This is a genomic window from Kitasatospora sp. NBC_00315 (assembly GCF_041435095.1).
Lineage (GTDB): Bacteria > Actinomycetota > Actinomycetes > Streptomycetales > Streptomycetaceae > Kitasatospora.
Genome location: NZ_CP108025.1, coordinates 6,714,330 through 6,731,614 on the forward strand (window position 1 = coordinate 6,714,330; position 17,285 = coordinate 6,731,614).

15 protein-coding genes are annotated in these 17,285 nt (G+C 73.8%); 9 read left to right on the forward strand and 6 right to left on the reverse strand.

Annotated features, from left to right (window positions below; all coding sequences use genetic code 11):
• Positions 1-24: 24 nt before the first annotated feature.
• The 5 genes from OG823_RS28115 to OG823_RS28135 all read left to right on the forward strand — a co-directional run bounded on the left by OG823_RS28115 (position 25) and on the right by OG823_RS28135 (position 7,509).
• Positions 25-1,128: an ATP-binding protein gene (locus tag OG823_RS28115; RefSeq protein ID WP_371482861.1), complete on the forward strand. Its 1,104-nt coding sequence runs from the start codon at positions 25-27 to the stop codon at positions 1,126-1,128.
• 364 nt (positions 1,129-1,492) lie between these two features.
• Positions 1,493-2,614: a phenylalanine--tRNA ligase subunit alpha gene (gene pheS, locus OG823_RS28120; protein ID WP_371482862.1), complete on the forward strand. Its 1,122-nt coding sequence runs from the start codon at positions 1,493-1,495 to the stop codon at positions 2,612-2,614.
• Positions 2,614-5,133, forward strand: a complete 2,520-nt coding sequence (pheT, locus tag OG823_RS28125; RefSeq protein ID WP_371482863.1) for a phenylalanine--tRNA ligase subunit beta — start codon at positions 2,614-2,616, stop codon at positions 5,131-5,133. The genes pheS and pheT overlap by 1 nt, the downstream gene beginning before the upstream one ends.
• Positions 5,134-5,649: 516 nt before the next feature.
• Positions 5,650-6,489 carry a chitosanase gene (locus tag OG823_RS28130; protein ID WP_371482864.1) on the forward strand — a complete coding sequence of 280 codons (840 nt, stop codon included), beginning with the start codon at positions 5,650-5,652 and terminating at the stop codon, positions 6,487-6,489.
• Positions 6,490-6,777: 288 nt separating this feature from the next.
• Positions 6,778-7,509: a hypothetical protein gene (locus tag OG823_RS28135; RefSeq protein WP_371482865.1), complete on the forward strand. Its 732-nt coding sequence runs from the start codon at positions 6,778-6,780 to the stop codon at positions 7,507-7,509.
• A 532-nt stretch (positions 7,510-8,041) separates the two neighbouring features.
• Here the strand turns inward: OG823_RS28135 and OG823_RS28140 are convergent.
• The 3 genes from OG823_RS28140 to OG823_RS28150 form a co-directional block, all read right to left on the reverse strand.
• On the reverse strand, positions 8,042-9,079 hold the full coding sequence (locus tag OG823_RS28140) for a cation diffusion facilitator family transporter (protein ID WP_371484681.1): 1,038 nt from the start codon (positions 9,077-9,079) through the stop codon (positions 8,042-8,044).
• A 246-nt stretch (positions 9,080-9,325) separates the two neighbouring features.
• A complete protein-coding gene (locus OG823_RS28145) occupies positions 9,326-9,625 on the reverse strand; it encodes a PRC-barrel domain containing protein (protein ID WP_371482866.1) in 300 nt (99 codons plus the stop codon).
• Between the two features lie 470 nt (positions 9,626-10,095).
• Positions 10,096-10,965 (reverse strand): 3-hydroxybutyryl-CoA dehydrogenase, encoded by an 870-nt coding sequence (locus OG823_RS28150; RefSeq protein ID WP_371482867.1) that lies wholly within the window; start codon positions 10,963-10,965, stop codon positions 10,096-10,098.
• A 249-nt stretch (positions 10,966-11,214) separates the two neighbouring features.
• Between OG823_RS28150 and OG823_RS28155 the strand changes: the two genes are divergently transcribed.
• Positions 11,215-12,033: an SDR family NAD(P)-dependent oxidoreductase gene (locus OG823_RS28155; protein WP_371482868.1), complete on the forward strand. Its 819-nt coding sequence runs from the start codon at positions 11,215-11,217 to the stop codon at positions 12,031-12,033.
• A gap of 200 nt (positions 12,034-12,233) precedes the next feature.
• Here OG823_RS28155 and OG823_RS28160 read toward each other — a convergent pair whose 3' ends face one another.
• Positions 12,234-13,127 (reverse strand): polysaccharide deacetylase family protein, encoded by an 894-nt coding sequence (locus tag OG823_RS28160; protein WP_371482869.1) that lies wholly within the window; start codon positions 13,125-13,127, stop codon positions 12,234-12,236.
• A 128-nt stretch (positions 13,128-13,255) separates the two neighbouring features.
• Here OG823_RS28160 and OG823_RS28165 point away from each other — a divergent pair, with 128 nt between their 5' ends.
• Positions 13,256-14,164: an SAM-dependent methyltransferase gene (locus tag OG823_RS28165; RefSeq protein WP_371482870.1), complete on the forward strand. Its 909-nt coding sequence runs from the start codon at positions 13,256-13,258 to the stop codon at positions 14,162-14,164.
• 151 nt (positions 14,165-14,315) lie between these two features.
• Entirely contained in the window at positions 14,316-14,825 is a 510-nt protein-coding gene (locus tag OG823_RS28170) for an FBP domain-containing protein (protein WP_371482871.1), read from the forward strand.
• Between the two features lie 48 nt (positions 14,826-14,873).
• Here OG823_RS28170 and OG823_RS28175 read toward each other — a convergent pair whose 3' ends face one another.
• On the reverse strand, positions 14,874-15,251 hold the full coding sequence (locus OG823_RS28175) for an RNA-binding S4 domain-containing protein (protein WP_371482872.1): 378 nt from the start codon (positions 15,249-15,251) through the stop codon (positions 14,874-14,876).
• 145 nt (positions 15,252-15,396) lie between these two features.
• On the reverse strand, positions 15,397-16,104 hold the full coding sequence (locus OG823_RS28180; protein ID WP_371482873.1) for an SDR family NAD(P)-dependent oxidoreductase: 708 nt from the start codon (positions 16,102-16,104) through the stop codon (positions 15,397-15,399).
• 101 nt (positions 16,105-16,205) lie between these two features.
• On the opposite strand from OG823_RS28180, the gene OG823_RS28185 reads away from it, so the two are divergent.
• A complete protein-coding gene (locus OG823_RS28185; protein WP_371482874.1) occupies positions 16,206-17,036 on the forward strand; it encodes a helix-turn-helix transcriptional regulator in 831 nt (276 codons plus the stop codon).
• Positions 17,037-17,285: the final 249 nt, after the last annotated feature.

Sequence of the window (17,285 nt, forward strand, 5' to 3'; positions counted from 1 at the left end):
GGTGGGTAATCGGGGAGGAAACCCATGGCCGGCAACGGGGCAGAGCTGAACCCGGACGACCTGCCCGACGGCCTGGTGATCGCCGACGCCGCCGGCCTCGTGGTCTGCTTCAACAGCGCCGCGGCCCGCCTCACCGGGATCCGGCCCGGCGCCGTCCTCGGCAGCCCGCTGGCCGCCGCCCTCCCGCTGGAGGACCTGGACGGCCGCCGCTGGTGGCAGTTGACCGATCCGTACGGCGGCCTGGCCACCCGCACCGGCCAGCCGGAGCGCAACCTGCTGCTGCCCGGCGGCCGCGAGGTGCTGGTATCCGCCCGCTACGTGCGCGCGGCGCCCTGCGGGCCGCCCGAGCGGGTGGTGATCGCGCTGCGCGGCACCGAGGCCCGCCGGCGCACCGAGCGCAGCCACGCCGAACTGATCGCCACCGTCGCGCACGAGCTGCGCTCCCCGCTGACCAGCGTCAAGGGCTTCACCGCCACGCTGCTGGCCAAGTGGGAGCGCTTCACCGACGGGCAGAAGCGGCTCATGCTGGAGACCGTCGACGCGGACGCCGACCGGGTCACCCGGCTGATCGCCGAGCTGCTGGACATCTCCCGGATCGACGCCGGCCGCCTGGAGCTGCGCAAGCAGGTGGTCGACCTCGCGGCCGCCGTGCGCCGGCACGTGGAGGGCAAGGTCGCGGCGGGCATCCCCGAGGACCGCTTCGACATCCGGATCAGCGGCCCGCTCACCCAGCTCTGGGCCGACCCCGACAAGGTCGACCAGGTGCTCGGGAACCTGCTGGAAAATGCGGTGCGGCACGGCGAGGGAACTGTCACGATCGAGGTGGCACCGGCCAAGGAGGTCGTCGAGGCACCCGTCTGGGAGCGCCCCGGCACCCCGCCCCGCGTCCTGGAAGGCACAGCGATCACCGTGAGCGACGAAGGCGGAGGCATCCCCGAGGAGTCGATTCCGCGCGTCTTCACCCGCTTCTGGCGCGGCAGCAAGCGTGGCGGCACGGGCCTGGGCCTCTACATCGTGAAGGGCATCGTCGAGGCCCACGGCGGCTCGATCCGCGTCGACCGCGCGCCCGGCGGCGGCGCCCGGTTCCGATTCATCCTGCCCGCCGCGGTGCCCGACTTCATGCTCTGAAGCGGCCACACCGGCGGGCCACCCCCGCCCCGGCACCCCCGGTGCCCCCGGCACCCCGCGAGGGGGCCGAAGAGGCGCGCCGGTGCCGAGAGGGAGAAGGGCCGAGGTCCGACGTCAGGAGGACCGCAGTGCCCGCCGACCGTCGGCGCCGGACGCGAGCGCCCCGGAGGCGAGCCGAGCCCTTCAGAGGGGCGACTACACTCGACCATTGGCGTCGTTGACACGACCGGCGCGGCCGAGCCGCGGACAACCCGTCCTCCACCTGCGGAGACGGCTGCCCGCGCCCCCGCCACGCCGGTCGTACCGCAACGGCGGTCAGCCCCACACCTGAGCACGGACGAGCAGGAGCACGGGAAAGATAGAGATGTCGGCACCCAATAAGTCGTATGACCCGGTAGAGGTAGAGGCATTGAAGCCCGAAGAGGTCGAGCGTGCCCGCGACGAGGCCCTCGGCGCCTTCGCCGCGGCCGGCAGCCTCGACGAGCTCAAGCAGGCCAAGGTCGCCCACACCGGCGACCGCTCCGCGCTGTCCCTCGCCAACCGCGAGATCGGCGCCCTCCCGCCGCACGCGAAGGCCGCGGCGGGCAAGCTGATCGGCCAGGCCCGCGGTGCCGTCAACCAGGCGCTGGCCAAGCGGCAGACCGAGCTGGAGGCGGAACGCGACGCCCGCGTGCTGGTCGAGGAGGCGGTGGACGTCACGCTGCCGTACGACCGCGCCCCGCGCGGTGCCCGGCACCCGCTGACCACCCTCGCGGAGCGCATCGAGGACACCTTCGTCGCGATGGGCTACGAGGTCGCCGAGGGCCCCGAGGTCGAGGCCGAGTGGCTCAACTTCGACGCCCTCAACCTCGGGCCGGACCACCCGGCCCGTTCGATGCAGGACACCTTCTTCGTCCAGGCCCCGGACGGCTCCGCCGACTCCGGCGTGGTGCTGCGCACCCAGACCTCCCCGGTCCAGATCCGCAGCATGCTCGATCGCGAGCCGCCGGTCTACGTGATCTGCCCCGGCCGGGTCTACCGGACCGACGAGCTGGACGCCACCCACACCCCGGTCTTCCGGCAGCTGGAGGGCCTGGCGGTGGACGAGGGCATCACCTTCGCCGACCTCAAGGGCACCCTGGAGCTGCTGGTCTCCAAGCTGATCGGCGACGGCCTGGAGCTGCGCTGGCGGCCCTCGTACTTCCCGTTCACCGAGCCGGGCGCCGAGATCGACCTGCAGTGCTTCGTCTGCCGCGGCGAGAGCATCGGCAACCCGGACAAGCCCTGCCGCACCTGCTCCTCCGAGGGCTGGATCGAACTGGGCGGCTGCGGAGTGGTCAACCCCCGCGTGCTGATCGCGGCCGGTGTCGACCCCGACCGCTACAGCGGATTCGCCTTCGGCCTCGGCCTGGAGCGAATTCTGATGAACCGCCACAGCGTCGCCGACATGCGCGACATGGTCGAGGGTGACGTCCGTTTCACCCTCCCGTTCGGGATGGAGATCTGATGCGCGTCCCGCTTTCCTGGCTGCGTGAGTACGTCGACCTGCCGGCCGGCGAGACCGGCCGCGACGTGGCGGCCCGGCTGGTCCGCGCCGGCCTCGAGGTCGAGACCGTCGAGCAGCTCAACGCCGACCTCAAGGGCCCGCTGGTGGTCGGCCAGGTGCTCTCCATCGAGGAGCTGTCCGGCTTCAAGAAGCCGATCCGGCACTGCTTCGTCAACGTGGGCGACGCCAACGGCACCGGCGAGCCGCAGGAGATCGTCTGCGGTGCGACCAACTTCGCCGTCGGCGACAAGGTGGTCGTGGTCCTCCCGGGCGCGGTGCTGCCCGGCCCGTTCCCGATCGCCGCGCGGCAGACCTACGGCCACACCTCGGCCGGCATGATCTGCTCCGCCCGCGAGCTCGGCATGGGTGACGACCACAACGGCATCATCGTGCTCCCGCCGGAGTACGAGCCCGGCACCGACGCGGTCGAGCTGCTCCAGCTCGTCGACGAGGTGCTGGACATCGCCGTCACCCCGGACCGCGGCTACTGCCTCTCCATGCGCGGCGTCGCCCGTGAGGCCGCCGCCGCGTACGGGCTGCCGCTGGCCGACCCGGCGCTGCTGGACGTGCCCCCGGCCAACAGCTACGGCTACCTGGTCAAGGTCGCCGACCCGGTGGGCTGCGACCGCTTCGTGGCCCGTACGGTGACCGGCCTCGACCCGGCCGCCAAGTCGCCGATCTGGCTGCAGCGCCGTCTGCAGAAGTCCGGGGTCCGCCCGATCTCGCTGACCGTCGACATCACCAACTACGTGATGCTGGAGGTCGGCCAGCCGCTGCACGCCTACGACCGCGGGCGGGTCGACGGCCCGATCCAGGTCCGCCGGGCCGAGGAGGGCGAGCTGCTCACCACCCTCGACGGGGTCAAGCGCAAGCTGTCCGCCGAGGACCTGCTGATCTGCGACAACTCCGGCCCGATCGGGCTGGCCGGCGTGATGGGCGGCGCCAGCACGGAGATCGCCGACCCGGTGACCGACCCGGCGACCGGCCAGGTCACCGGCTCGACCGAGGTGATCATCGAGGCGGCGCACTTCGACGCCGTCGCGATCGCCCGCACGGCCAAGCGCCACAAGCTGCCCTCGGAGGCGTCCAAGCGCTTCGAGCGCGGCGTCGACCCGGAGGCCACCCGCGCCGCCGCCCAGCGCGCCGTGGACCTGCTGGTCCTGATCGCCGGCGGTACCGCCGAGGCCGGGGTCACCGACATCGCGGCCCCGCACCCGCTGCGTACCATCACCATCGCCGCGGACCTGCCCGACCGGGTCGCCGGCACCGTGTACGGGCGGGAGACGGTCGCCCGGCGACTGCAGGAGATCGGCTGCTCCGTCGCGGGCGCCGACATCCTGGAGATCACCCCGCCGACCTGGCGCCCCGACCTCACCGACCCGTACGACCTCGCGGAGGAGGTCATCCGCCTGGAGGGGTACGACAACGTCCCCACCCGGATGCCCACCGTCCCGCCGGGCAAGGGCCTGACCGAGGCGCAGCGGATGCACCGCCGGGTCGGTGTCGCCCTCGCGGGCGCGGGCTACGTCGAGGTGAACAACTACCCGTTCGTCGGCGAGGCCGCCCTCGACGGGCTCGGCCTGGAGCCGGACGACCGGCGCCGCCGCACGGTGAAGCTGGTCAACCCGCTCAACGACGAGGAGCCGGCGCTGCGCACCACGCTGCTGCCCGGCCTGCTCGGCGCCCTGCGGCGCAACATCGGCCGCGGCAACACCGATCTCGCGATCTTCGAGACGGGCACGGTGTTCCTGCCGAAGGACGAGCTGACCGTCGCCCCGCGCCCGTCCGTGGAGCGCAGGCCGACTCCCGAGGAGTTCGCCGAGCTGAACGCCGCCCTGCCGGACCAGCCGCGCCGCGTGGCGGTCGCGCTGGCGGGCGAGCGGCTGCCGTCCGGCTGGTGGGGCAGGGGCGCACAGGCGGGCTGGGCGGACGCGGTCGAGGCCGCCCGTACGGTCGCCGCCGCCGCGGGCATCGAGCTGACCGTGCGCCAGGGCCGGCTGGCCCCGTGGCACCCGGGCCGCTGCGCCGAGCTGGTCGTCGCCGGTACCGACCGGGTGGTCGGCCACGCCGGTGAGCTGCACCCGCGCGTCGTGAAGGCGCTCGGGCTGCCCGAGCGCACCAGCGTGATGGAGCTCGACGTCGACCTGCTGGCCGCCGACGGCGCCGAGCGGGTCACCGGGCCGACGGTGTCCGCCTACCCGGTGGCAACCCAGGACGTCGCGCTGATCGTCGACGCGGCCGTTCCGGCCGCCGAGGTTGAGGGCGCCCTGCGCGCCGGCGCGGGCGAACTGCTGGAGGCGATCCGGTTGTTCGACGTCTTCACCGGCGAGCAGGTGGGCGGGGGCAAGAAGTCGCTGGCGTACGCGCTGCGCTTCCGCGCCACCGACCGCACGCTGACGGCGGACGAGGCGTCGGCCGCCCGCGAGGCGGCGGTCGCCGAGGCCCTGGCCCGTACGGGCGCGGTGCTGCGCGGCGCCTGACGCCGGGCCCGGTCGGGCCGACACCGCCGAACGGCCCCGCCCCGGACCACTCCTGGTCCGGGGCGGGGCCGTTGGCGTGGGCGCGGGTGCGCGGGTGCGGCGGTGCGGCGGTGCGGCGGTGCGGCGGTGCGGCGGGTGGCGGGTGGCGCCCGACGCCCCGGCCCTGCCCTGCGGCCCACGCGCGGCCGGCCACGGCGCCGGGTGCGGAGGCGAACCCTCGGGCCCGGCCCCGGGGCGAGGCCGCAGGTCGGAATCGTTGCCCACGCGGACGCGGTCCGGCGGCTGCCCCGGCCGGTGGCCTGAGCTGTGCGTTTGCCGGCCGGGAGGACATCCGTCCGACGTATTGGCATGTCTGTGGCGGGAATATCTTGGCAAGACCCTTGCGGTGAAGGGGAGATGAGCGCTTCAATCAGTTAGGAAAGTTTCCTAACGAGAGCGCCGGGCACCCCCATGCCCCCGCCATCGGTCCCCCGCGGCGCCGCGCCCCGACGGTGCCCACAGCAGACGGAGCGTCATATGCACCCCCAGCACAGGACCGCCCGCATAGCCCTCGCGGTCATCCTGGCGGCCGCGCCCGCCACCCTCGCCGCGGCCGGCGTCAGCCACGCCGCCACTCCCGCCGCGTCCGCCGTGACGGCGGCCGCGGTCGGGCTGGACGACCCGCACAAGAAGGACATCGCCATGCAGCTGGTGTCCAGCGCGGAGAACTCCTCGCTGGACTGGAAGGCGCAGTACAAGTACATCGAGGACATCAAGGACGGCCGGGGCTACACCGGCGGCATCATCGGCTTCTGCTCCGGCACCGGTGACATGCTCGACCTCGTCCAGCACTACACCGACCTGAAGCCGGGCAACATCCTGGCCAAGTACCTGCCGGCCCTCAAGAAGGTCAACGGCACCGCCTCGCACACCGGCCTCGGCACCGCGTTCACCAACGACTGGGCCACCGCCGCCAAGGACACCGTCTTCCAGCAGGCGCAGAACGACGAGCGCGACCGGGTCTACTTCAACCCGGCCGTCAACCAGGCCAAGGCCGACGGCCTGCGGGCGCTGGGCCAGTTCGCCTACTACGACGCCATCGTCATGCACGGCCCCGGCAGCGACCCGGTCAGCTTCGGCGGCATCCGCGCCACCGCCATGAAGAAGGCCAAGACCCCCGCCCAGGGCGGCAACGAGACGACCTACCTCAACGCCTTCCTGGACGCCCGCAAGGCCGCCATGCTCACCGAGGCGGCCCACGACGACACCAGCAGGGTCGACACCGAGCAGCGGGTCTTCCTGAAGGCCGGCAACCTCGACCTCAACCCGCCGCTGAAGTGGAAGACCTACGGCGACAGCTACACCATCAACAGCTGATCCCCGGAGGGCGGGTGCGGGGCGCCGCGTGCTCGGCGCCCCGCACCCGCCCTCAGCCGTCGCCCTGGACCGGCCGGTCGCCTTGGAGCGACCGGCACACGGTGGGCGGCGTCGCGACGCCCGGGCCCGTGTCTGGACTGCGTTGTCGTCGGTCACCGCAGCTCCGCTGCTGCTCCATCCTCCGCCTTGCCGGACCCGGCCCGAACGCCGCTCCTTCATCCACCCACCATGTGCCGGTCCCTCTTAATCGAACGACAGCGCGCCGCCGAGCCTGCTAGCGTCCTGCCCGTGGCCAAGCTGAATCAGATCATCGCCGTCGAAAAGGGCGTCAAGTCCAAGTCCTTCCAGGAGTTGACGCACGCTCACCAGGGTTTGCAGAAGCCCGCACTGCTGGCCGGCATCTCCCGGACGTACCAGCCCAAGGACGAGGAGGGCGAGCAGCTCCCGCCCGAGTCCACCCGGGTCCAGGCCAAGGCGGAGGACGTCCTGCGGACCACCGCGGCGACCCTCACCCGGCTGTTCGACGTCACGGCGACCAAGGACTGGGCCAACTGCTCGGCCCGCGCCGACGTCGTCCTGGAGGGCCGCACCCTGCTCACCCAGGTGCCGGTGACGTACCTGCTCTTCCTGGAGAAGCAGCTGACGGACCTGCACACCTTCGTGCGCAAGCTGCCGGTGCTGGACGCCTCCGAGTCCTGGAACCTGGACGCCTCCACCGACGCGTGGAAGACCGACCCGGTGCGGACCATCCGCACCAAGAAGGTCCCGCGCAACCACGTGAAGGCCGAGGCCACCGAGAAGCACCCGGCGCAGGTCGAGGTCTACTACGAGGACATCCCGGTCGGCTACTGGACGACCGTCAAGTTCTCCGGCGCCCTGCCGGCCCGGCGGGTGAACGAGCTGATGGAGCGGGTCGAGAAGCTCCAGCAGGCCGTGCAGTTCGCCCGCGAGGAGGCCAACAGCGCCGAGGTCACCGACCAGCGGGTCGGCGACGCGGTGTTCGGCTACCTGTTCGGGTAGCCTCATGATCCCCCCTCGTCGAGCGCGAGGGGTGCGCGAAAGCGCAAAGCTGAAACTGACGTTGAAGCTGAAGATGGGGTATCGGTGGAGGTTCGAATCCTCCCCCCGGCACTGTCACGCCGGGGTGGCCCAAGGGCAGAGGCAGCCCCGATCAGACTCAGATTCTCGCTCAAGTCTCAGTATTCGCCGCCGAGCGCCAGATCGACCGAGGGTGGACCGGAAGCATCGGATGCGGGTTCAAGTCCCGTCTGTGCCTCTCCCGTGGCACGGTAGTTCAAAGGCAGAGCACGACGCTATGAGAATGATCCACCGCTCTTAAACGTGCTGGCGCGAGCAATTGGGTGGCAAGCAGGGGCCCGGGAGCCGGATACCGCTCCCGGGCCCCGTCACGTCCGCGCGGTCCACCGTCCGCGGGCCCGGCCCCGACCCGCCGCCCGCTCCTCGCCCGCCGCCTGCTCGTCGCCCGCTGTCGGCTGCGCGCCCGCCGCCTCCCGCCCGCCGTCGGCTGCGCGCCCCCACCGGCGGGCATCCGTCACGTCCGCGCCGCTCCCTCGGACGCGGCCGGCTCCCGCCGTCCGTCCCCGTGGTCGGGCGTCGGGTCCAGGTACACCCGCCGTACGGCGGGGAAGCGCTCCCGCAGGCGCCGTTCGGCCTGCTCGCAGGCCGCCTCCACCTGCGCGACCGTGGCGAGGTCGCGAAACCCGACCTTGGCCGCGACGGTCACGTCCTGCGGTCCGTGCACCACCGTCAGCAGACCGGCGACCGTCTCCACGTGCGGGATCCCGAGCAACTCGGCCCGGATCTCCTGCCGGGTCCGGGACGGCAGCGCGCGCCCGATCAACAGGGACGCGTTGCTGCGCCCGAGCACCCAGGCGACCCGCGCCAGCAGGACGCCGATCAGCAGCGAGGCGACGCCGTCCCCGACCGAACTCCCGGTCAGCACACCGGCCAGCAGACCGCCGGCGGCGAGGAGCAGCCCGACCAGCGCGGCGGAGTCCTCCATCACCACCGCCTTCACGGTGGTGTCGTGCGTGCGCTTCAGGTGCGACAGCACCGACCGCCCGGCCCCGGCGGCCTCACCGCGGACCTGCCGCAGCCCCTTGAGCAGCGAGACGCCCTCCAGCGCGAAGCTGACCGCGAGGACGACGAACGACAGGCCGGCCGGCCCGGGCTCGCGGTGGGACAGCAGGGTGTGCACGCCGTCCCAGCACGCGAAGAGCGCGCCGCCCACGAAGGTGGCGACGGAGGCCAGCAGGGCCCAGAGATAGAGCTCCTGGCTGTGGCCGAGCGGGTACTCCTCGTCCGCGGGCCGCCGGCTGCGCCGCAGGGCGGTCAGCAACAGAAGCTCGGTCACCGTGTCGGCCACCGAGTGCGCCGCCTCGGAGAGCATCGCGCCCGAGCCGCCGAGCAGCCCGGCCACCGCCTTGGCGATCGCGATCCCCAGGTTCGCCCCCGCCGCGACCAGCACGGTCGCGACGCTCTCCGCCCCGGCCGGCGCGCCCGACCTCTGCGCCCCCTCGGGCCGCGTCGCCGGAGGCGGGCCGGTCGGGCTCGACCGTTCGAGCGGCAGCGGTTCGGCCGTCTGCGGTTCGGCCGTCCGGAGCTCGGGCGTCTGCGGTTCGAGCGGCAGCGGTTCGGCCGTCTGCGGTTCGGCCGTCCGGGGGCCGCCCGGCTGCGCTCCGGTCGGCGGCCGGGCCTCCTCACGGTGGCTGTGGATCTCGGTCACCTGGGCTCCTTCACGGGCATCCGCCCGGTGCCCGACCGGCCCCGGATCCGCGTGCCGCGCAGACGTCTGCCCCGGAGGAGCCGTTTCAGCTCACCCGCCGCTGCCGTAGTACCCCGCGGTCTCGTCCCGGTACGCCTGCTTGACGTCCGCCTTGGACATGGCGACCCACACGGTGTGTGCGGCGTGGTCCACCCGGGTGATGACCGAGGCGGGCAGCATGACCTCGGTGCCGAACACCCAGACGCCGGTGTCCACCACGATGTGCCGCTCGTCGACCCCGGCGGTGTGCCGGTCGACCTTCCCGACGTGCCCGTCCGTCGCCTCGACCCGGTAACCCACCAGGCCTCGCACCACGTCCTGCCCGGCGCCCGCCGACTGCTCCTGCGACATCCCTTACGTCCTCTCCCGTGCTCCGGCCGGCCGACCCGGTGACGGCTTGCCCCGCCGCCCGGACCAGGGCCGCTACCGGGAGGGTTTCTCCGCGTTGGCCGCTGTTATGCGTCCTGCGGCTCCCGGACCTCGGCGGCGTCCGGAGGTCGGCGGCTCCCGGACCTCGGCGGCGTCCGGAGGTCGGCGGCGTCCGCCCCCATCATGGCTGCCGTCCGGCGCCGCCGCGGTGGCCGGGGGGCCGCCCGCACCCGCCACCAGCAGCGCGGTCCCGCGGGCTGCGGACCTGCCGCCCATTCCGGACGCCGGCGCGCTCGCGACGTACCTCGCGGCCCTCCCGGCGATCGACCCGGAGATCGTCAACCATCTGCCTGACGTACCGACCCCAGCCGCGACGAGACGCCCCGCCCCCAGGATTCGCCTCACAGGGGGCGGGGCGTCGAACGTCGGGGCGGCCCCGACAGAACTGCAGGTCAGGCGCTCGCGGTGTAGTCGTAGAACCCGCGCCCGGACTTGCGGCCCAGCAGCCCCGCGTCGACCATCCGGGAGAGCAGCGGGGGAGCGGCGTACAGCGCTTCCTTGTACTCGTGGTACATCGACTCGGCGATGGAGACGATGGTGTCCAGGCCGATCAGGTCGCAGAGCCGCAGCGGGCCCATCGGGTGGGCGCAGCCGGCCTCCATGCCCTTGTCGATGTCGGCGGCGGTGGCCACGCCCGACTCGAACATCCGGACCGCCGAGAGCAGGTAGGGAACCAGCAGGGCGTTGACCACGAAGCCGGCGCGGTCGCGGGCGCGGATCGGCTCCTTCCCGAGGACCTGGGTGGCGAAGGCCTCGGTGCGGGCGGTGGTCTCGGCGGACGTGGTCAGCGTCGGGATGACCTCGACGAGCCGCTGGACCGGGGCCGGGTTGAAGAAGTGCAGGCCGATCACCTGCTCGGGGCGGGAGGTGGTGGCGGCCAGCTTCACGATCGGGATGGAGGACGTGTTGGAGGCGAGGATGGCGTCCCGGCGCTCGACCACCTGGTCCAGCGTCTGGAAGATCTTGATCTTGACGTCCTCGCGCTCGGCGACGGCCTCGACCACCAGGTCGCGGTCGGCGAAGTCGGCGAGGTCGGTGGTGAACGCCAGACGGGCCATGGCGTCGTCGCGCTGCTCGGCCGTGAGCTTGCCGCGACCGACCGCCGTGTCGAGGGAGTTGGTCAGCCGGGTGCGGCCGAACTCCAGAGCCTCGCCGCCGGCCTCCGAGACCAGGACGTCGAGCCCGGCCCGGGCGAAGACCTCCGCGATGCCCGACCCCATGAGGCCACAGCCGATGACTCCGACGCGCGCGATGTCGCTCACTCACTTGCCCTTCGGTGGTGCTGGGGTGCCCAGCGTCCTGCTGTCCAGTCCTGTGCTGTCCAGGAGGCTGCCCGCCGGGTGTCGTGGCCCGGTGCGCCGCCCCGACGACGGTACTACCCCGCGCCGGCGCGCCGGCCATCTGCTCCTGGGCTGGGCCGATCGGATGACGCGGATCACGTCGGCCGTGTGGCCGAGGGTCCCGCCGCAGGCCGGAGGGGACAATGCGGGGACGCCGAGGAGGGAGCAGGGATGCCGACGGGATCGCTCGCAGGCCAGGTCGCACTGATCACCGGGGCCGGCCGGGGGATCGGCCGGGAGATCGCCGTCGGGCTGGCCGCCGAGGGCATGGCGGTCGGTCTGCTCGGGCGCACCCAGCAGACGTTGATCGACACGCTCAAGGAGTGCGCCGGCCACGGCGCCCGGGGTGTGGCGGTGACCGCGGACGTGACCCGGGTCGGTTCGGTGCGCGAGGCCGTCCGGGTGGTGGAGCGCGATCTGGGGCCGGTCGACCTGCTGGTCAACAACGCCGGCCAGGTCGACCGCGCCGAGGTGCCGCTCTGGGAGGCCGACCCCAACCAGTGGTGGCAGGTGGTGGAGACCAACCTGCGCGGCCCCTTCAACATGCTGCGCTGCGTGCTGCCCGGCATGGTGGAGCGCCGCCGGGGCCGGGTGATCAACCTCAACTCGGGCTTCGCACTGCGCCCCGACGGGCAGTACACGGCGTACGCGACGTCCAAGGGCGCCCTGCTCCAGCTCTCCGACAACATCGCCGACTCGCTCGCGCCGCACCACGTCGTGGTGCTGGACATCAGCCCGGGGGCGGTCGCCACCGACATGACCGCCGGGATGCCGATGTTCAAGGACATGAAGACCTGGGGCAGCATCCCGTACATGGTGGCGGTCACGGTGGACGCGGCACGCGGGCGCTTCGACGCCCTGCACGGCCGGTTCATCCACGTCGGCAGGGACGACCTCGCGGAGCTGGTCGCCCGGGCCGAGGCGATCCGCGAGGCGGACGCCCGTACGCTGCGGCTGCGTCCGTACGGGGCGGACGACCCCGTGGCCTGACCGGGCCGCCCGGGGGCGCCGGGCCCACCGGTCGGCGCCCGCGCCTGGGCCCGCATTCCCGCGTCCGGGTCCGCACTCCCGCGCCTGGGCCCGCATTCCCGCGTCCGGGTCCGCATTCCCGCGCCTGGGCCCGCATTCCCGCGCCTGGGCCCGCACTCCCGCGCCTGGGCCTGCACTCCCGCGTCCGGGTCCACGCGCGGTTACACGCAGAGCTGACTGGCCGTCACCGCGGTCAGGCCGGCCTTGTCGAGGCCGTCGAGGATGCCGGGCAGTCCGTCGATCGTGCACTGGTGCCCCATGTGCAGCGCCACCACCGAGCCGGGCCGGACCGCGTTCAGCAGCCGCCGCTGCAGCACGTCCGAGGCGGGGTCGTTGTAGTCGCGCGGGTCCACGTCGAAGGAGAGCACGTGCTCGTACCCGACCTGGCGGGCCTGGTCGCGCACCATGGGGGAGGCGTACTGGGCGGCGGACGGGCGGAACCACCGGCCGATCGAGCCGGTGAGCTGCTGGAGGCGCTCGGCGCACTGCGCGATCTCCGCGCGCGCCTGGTCCGGGCTCATCGCGGTGATGTTCTGGTGGTTCTGGGTGTGGTTGCCGAGCTCGTGGCCGCCCGCCAGCACCCGTTGTGCCATCTGCGGCTGCTGGTCCAGCCAGCTGCCCACGGCCATCACGGTGAGGCGCACGCCCCGCCGCTCGGCGATCTCCAGGACAGCGGTGGCCATCCCCGGGTCGCCCGCGCCGTGGAAGGTCAGCGCCACCTGCTTGCGGTCGCGCGGCCCGTTGACCACCTCCACCGGGGTACCGGCGGCGAGCGGCGCCAGGACGGGCGCCACCGGGGCCGCGGGAGCCTCGGCCGCCCCGGCGGGGGGAGGCGGCGAGGACGTGGCCCCGGGCGCGGCGGCCACCGGATCGGTGGGCGGGAAGGCCGGGTCGACCTCCGGCGGTTCGCCGCTCGCCCGGACGGCGAGGCCGGGCGGGGCCGAGCGGCGAGCGGGCGGCGCGGCGTCCCCGCAGGCGGCGAGAGCACCGCCGAGGGCGGTCAGGGCGGCCAGTCCGGCAGTGGTACGCAGCACGGTGCGTCGGTCGGCAGTCATCACTGAGCAGCATAGATATGACAGGCAATCCGGGCGATTCGAGGCGGCCGTGGGCGCCGTGGGCCGACGGAGTGTCATTGGATACGATTCCCGCGACACGTGGGGTGTATCGCTAGGGGGCGGACGGTATGGACAAGGACGCGACACAGGGTGCTGCGGGTACGCGGGACGGGGCCCCGGCTCCGGGCGGCGGCGCGGCGGCCGGCGACGCCTGGCGGTGGGCGAGGGCCGAGGATCTGAAGCCCCCCACCGAGCTCCACACCGAGACGGCGCACCCCGCCCGGATGTACGACTACTACCTCGGCGGCAAGGACAACTTCGAGGCCGACCGCCGGGCCGCCGAGGCGGCCATCGCCGCCTACCCGGCGCTGCCGCTGCTGGCCCGGACCAACCGCGCGTTCCTCGGCCGGGCGGTCGAGTACGCCGCCGGCCTGGGCATCCGGCAGTTCCTCGACATCGGCACCGGCATCCCGGCGGTCGGCTCCACCACGGAGGTGGCGCGGCGGGTGGCCCCCGACGCCCGGGTGGTCTACGTCGACAACGACCCGATCGTCGCCACCCACGCCCGCGCCCTGCTGGCGGGCCACCGGGACGGCCACACCACCGTGCTGCAGGCGGACCTCCGGGATCCGGGCGCGATCCTCGCCGACCCCGGCCTGAAGCAGGCGATCGACCTCGGCGAGCCGGTGGCGCTGATGCTGGTCGCCGTCCTGCACTTCGTCCGTGACGAGGAGGGCGTCGACGAGATCGTCGCGACCCTGCGGGACGCGCTCGCCCCGGGCAGCGCGCTGATCCTCTCGCACGGCAGCCCGGACTTCGCCCCCAGGTCGAGTGCGGACGAGGGCGTCCGTGTCTACAGCCGGGCGAGCGCCCCGCTGGTGCTGCGCGAGCGCTCCCGGGTGGAGAGCCTCCTCGGCGACTTCACGCCGGTGGAGCCGGGCCTGGTGCAGCTGCCGCTCTGGCGGCCCGGTCCGGAGGGCCCGCCGGAGGGCTGGCAGGCCGTCTCGGCGTACGCGGGCGTGGCACTGAAGGTCTGACGCCGCCCTCCCGGGCGGGGCACCTCCCCGGCGCTGCACCTCCCGGGAGCGGCGTCCGCCCGGGAGCGTCCGGCCCGGGGCCGTCGGGGCCCGGTGGGTAGCCGGTAAACCGGGTGACCTGTCCCGGTCTGCGGTGTTAGGTTCCATCATCATGAATCCGCTGGGCGAGACCGAGATCCGCAAGTCCTTCGTCAACTGCTCCAAGGGCGAGGCCGGCCGGCTCAGCCTGCCCCGGGGGCTCGCCGAACTCCCCTGGGAGTCGCTCGACTTCCTCGGCTGGCGTGATCCGGGTGCGCCCGACCGCAGCTATCTGGTGGCCGAGCGCGACGGCGGCCCGGTCGGGGTCACCCTCCGGGTGCCCAACGTCCGCCGGAGCCTGACCAGGACCAACGTCTGCTCGCTCTGCATCAGTGTGCACGCCGGCAGCGGCGTCGCCCTGCTCACCGCCCGCCGCGCGGGCGCCGCGGGCCGGCAGGGCAACTCCGTCGGCACCTACATGTGCGCCGATCTGGCCTGCTCGCTCCACCTGCGCGGCCTGAAGAAGTCCCCGTTGGTCAGCAGGCCCGAGGAGTCGCTGACCCTGGACGAGCAGATCGCCCGCACCCGCGCGAACGTGGACCGCTTCCTCGCCCAGGTCCTGGACGACTCCCTGCCCGGGTGAGTCCGCGCCGCGGTCACCGCGGGCGGGCGGCCGGTTCGCGCGCCGTGTTCACCAGCCGCGCAGCTGCTCGATCTCGCGGCGGTCGCGCTTGGTCGGGCGCCCCGCGCCCCGGTCGCGCTCGGCGGCCGGCGCCCCGGCGCCGCTCTCCGCGGGCGGCGGCGGACTGTTGTCGACGAAGCACTCGGCGGCCACCGGCGCCCCGACCCGCTTGCGGACGATCCGCGAGACCACGGCCACCCGCTCCCGGCCGTCCTGCCGCAACCGCACCTCGTCGCCGACCCGGATCGCCTGGGCCGGCTTGACGCGCTCGCCGTTCACCCGGACGTGTCCGGCCCGGCAGGCCGCCGCGGCCAGCGATCGTGTCTTCGTGAGCCGTACGGACCACACCCAGGCGTCGACCCGCACGCTCCCCTCGTCCGGAGCCATGGCACCACTCTAGAGCGTCCCGGGGGCGGGGCCGGGCGGGTTCGCGCGGGTTCCAGCGGGCCCGGCCCGTCCGCCCACCGCCCCGCCCCGCGTCCTGCCGGCGGCCACCCGGCGGCGCACGTCGGTGCCCGTCGGCGGGACCTCGCTACCAGGGCAGCGGGCCCTCGGCGTCGAAGTAGCCGCCGGTGGGGCCGTCGGGGCCCAGCTGTGCCATCCGGACGATGATCCCGGCGCCCTGTTCGACGCTCTGGACGCCGGTGTTCCCGTTCAGGTCGGTCCGGGTGAAGCCCGGCTCCACCGCGTTGATCCGCATCTGCGGGAACGCCTTCGCGTACTGGACGGTGATCATGTTGACCGCCGCCTTGGACGCCGGGTAGGCCACGCCCGGGTAGGTGTACCGCGGCGTGCCCGGGGTGGTCACCTCGGTCAGGGAGGCCAGGCCGCTGCTGACGTTGACCACCACCGGCGCGGCGGAACGCAGCAGCAGCGGCAGGAACGCGTGGGTGACGCGCACCGTGCCGAAGACGTTCGTCTCGAAAGTCCCGCGCATCAGCTCGGCCGTCACGTCGGCGGCGCCGATCACGCCGTTCGCGGCGTCCCGCTCCTCGACGCCGGCGTTGTTGACCAGCACGTCCAGCCCGCCGTCGCGCTCGACGGCCCGCACCGCGGCGTCCACCGACGCGTCGTCCGTGACGTCCAGGAGGACCGTTCGCGCGCCCAGCCGTTCGGCGGCCAGGCGCCCGCGTTCGGCGTCGCGGCTGCCGATGTAGACGGTGTGGCCCGCGGCGAGGAGCCGGCGGGCGGTCTCGAAACCGAGACCCTTGTTCGCTCCGGTGATCAGTGTGGTTGCCATGCCACCACGATGCGGCGGGGCCGCGGGGGCAGCCAGGTGTCCCGTCTTCCTGGGACCGCCGGTGCCAGGAAGACGCGGCCGGGGTGGTGCACAGTGGAGCCATGGCGACCACGGAGTTCGGGCACACGGTTCGGCGCTGTCGTGACCGGGTCTCGCCGGCGGCGGCGGGGCTGCCCGTCAGCGGCCACCGGCGCGCGGCCGGGCTGCGCCGTGAGGAGCTCGCCCTGCTGGCCGGGATCTCGGTCGACTACGTCACCCGCCTCGAACAGGGCCGGGCGACCAACCCCTCGGAGCAGGTCGTCGAGGCCCTGGCCCGGGCGCTGCGGCTGTCCGGGGCCGAACGCGAGCACCTGTTCCACGTCGCCGGGCTCGTCCCGCCGGGACGGGGAACCGTCCCCGCCCACGTCACACCGAGTGTCCAGCGGATGCTGGACCGGCTGACCGGGACGCCCGTCGCGGTGAGCGACGCGATGTGGACGCTGCTGCTGGCCAACCCCCTGTACACGGCCCTGATGGGGCAGTACCGCGGCGACGAGCGCAACGCCGTGTGGCGCACCTTCCTCGGCTCCGGCAGCCGCGTGCGCCACACTCCGGAGTCGCTGCGCGCGCTGGAGGCCGCGCAGGTCTCCCAGCTGCGGGCGACGGCGAACCGGTATCCGGCGGACCAGCGGCTGCGGCGGCTGATCGCGGAGCTCCGCGCGAACAGCGACCGGTTCGCCGGGCTCTGGGACTCCGGATCCGTGAGCCGACACGAGGCGTCGCGCAAGACCGTCGACCACCCGCGGGTGGGCGCCCTGACGCTGGACTGCGACGTGCTCACCGTGGCCGGCAGCGATCTGCGGATCATGATCTACACGGCCGAACCCGGCACCGAGGACGCCGAACGCCTCGCGCTCCTCGCCGTCCTCGGCACCCAGGCGCTGGTCGGCTAGCGCCTGGTCACCGCCGCCCGTCGGCCGGGCACCGTCGGCCGGGCGCCCGTCGGCCGGCCACCGGGAATCCTGCCCGTCCCGGCGCCGGGAACCCTCCCGGCGGAGCCGTCGGATCCCGGCGTCCTGACCCGGCCGGGCGCGGCCGGGCGGAAAGGGGCGATCATGGATGCGTGACCTGCCGCCGGGGGCGGGGCGGACCGGGGCCGAGCGCGTATCCGGCCGTACCGGTGCCGGCCTCCCGGCGCGGCG

Bases quoted from the DNA above. Each gene is read 5' to 3' on its own strand.
- OG823_RS28115 (WP_371482861.1), top strand. From the start codon at position 25: ATGGCCGGCAACGGGGCAGAGCTGAACCCGGACGACCTGCCCGACGGC.
- pheS (WP_371482862.1), top strand. From the start codon at position 1,493: ATGTCGGCACCCAATAAGTCGTATGACCCGGTAGAGGTAGAGGCATTG.
- pheT (WP_371482863.1), top strand. From the start codon at position 2,614: ATGCGCGTCCCGCTTTCCTGGCTGCGTGAGTACGTCGACCTGCCGGCC.
- OG823_RS28130 (WP_371482864.1), top strand. From the start codon at position 5,650: ATGCACCCCCAGCACAGGACCGCCCGCATAGCCCTCGCGGTCATCCTG.
- OG823_RS28145 (WP_371482866.1), bottom strand. From the start codon at position 9,625: ATGTCGCAGGAGCAGTCGGCGGGCGCCGGGCAGGACGTGGTGCGAGGC.
- OG823_RS28155 (WP_371482868.1), top strand. From the start codon at position 11,215: ATGCCGACGGGATCGCTCGCAGGCCAGGTCGCACTGATCACCGGGGCC.
- OG823_RS28160 (WP_371482869.1), bottom strand. From the start codon at position 13,127: ATGACTGCCGACCGACGCACCGTGCTGCGTACCACTGCCGGACTGGCC.
- OG823_RS28165 (WP_371482870.1), top strand. From the start codon at position 13,256: ATGGACAAGGACGCGACACAGGGTGCTGCGGGTACGCGGGACGGGGCC.
- OG823_RS28170 (WP_371482871.1), top strand. From the start codon at position 14,316: ATGAATCCGCTGGGCGAGACCGAGATCCGCAAGTCCTTCGTCAACTGC.
- OG823_RS28175 (WP_371482872.1), bottom strand. From the start codon at position 15,251: ATGGCTCCGGACGAGGGGAGCGTGCGGGTCGACGCCTGGGTGTGGTCC.
- OG823_RS28180 (WP_371482873.1), bottom strand. From the start codon at position 16,104: ATGGCAACCACACTGATCACCGGAGCGAACAAGGGTCTCGGTTTCGAG.
- OG823_RS28185 (WP_371482874.1), top strand. From the start codon at position 16,206: ATGGCGACCACGGAGTTCGGGCACACGGTTCGGCGCTGTCGTGACCGG.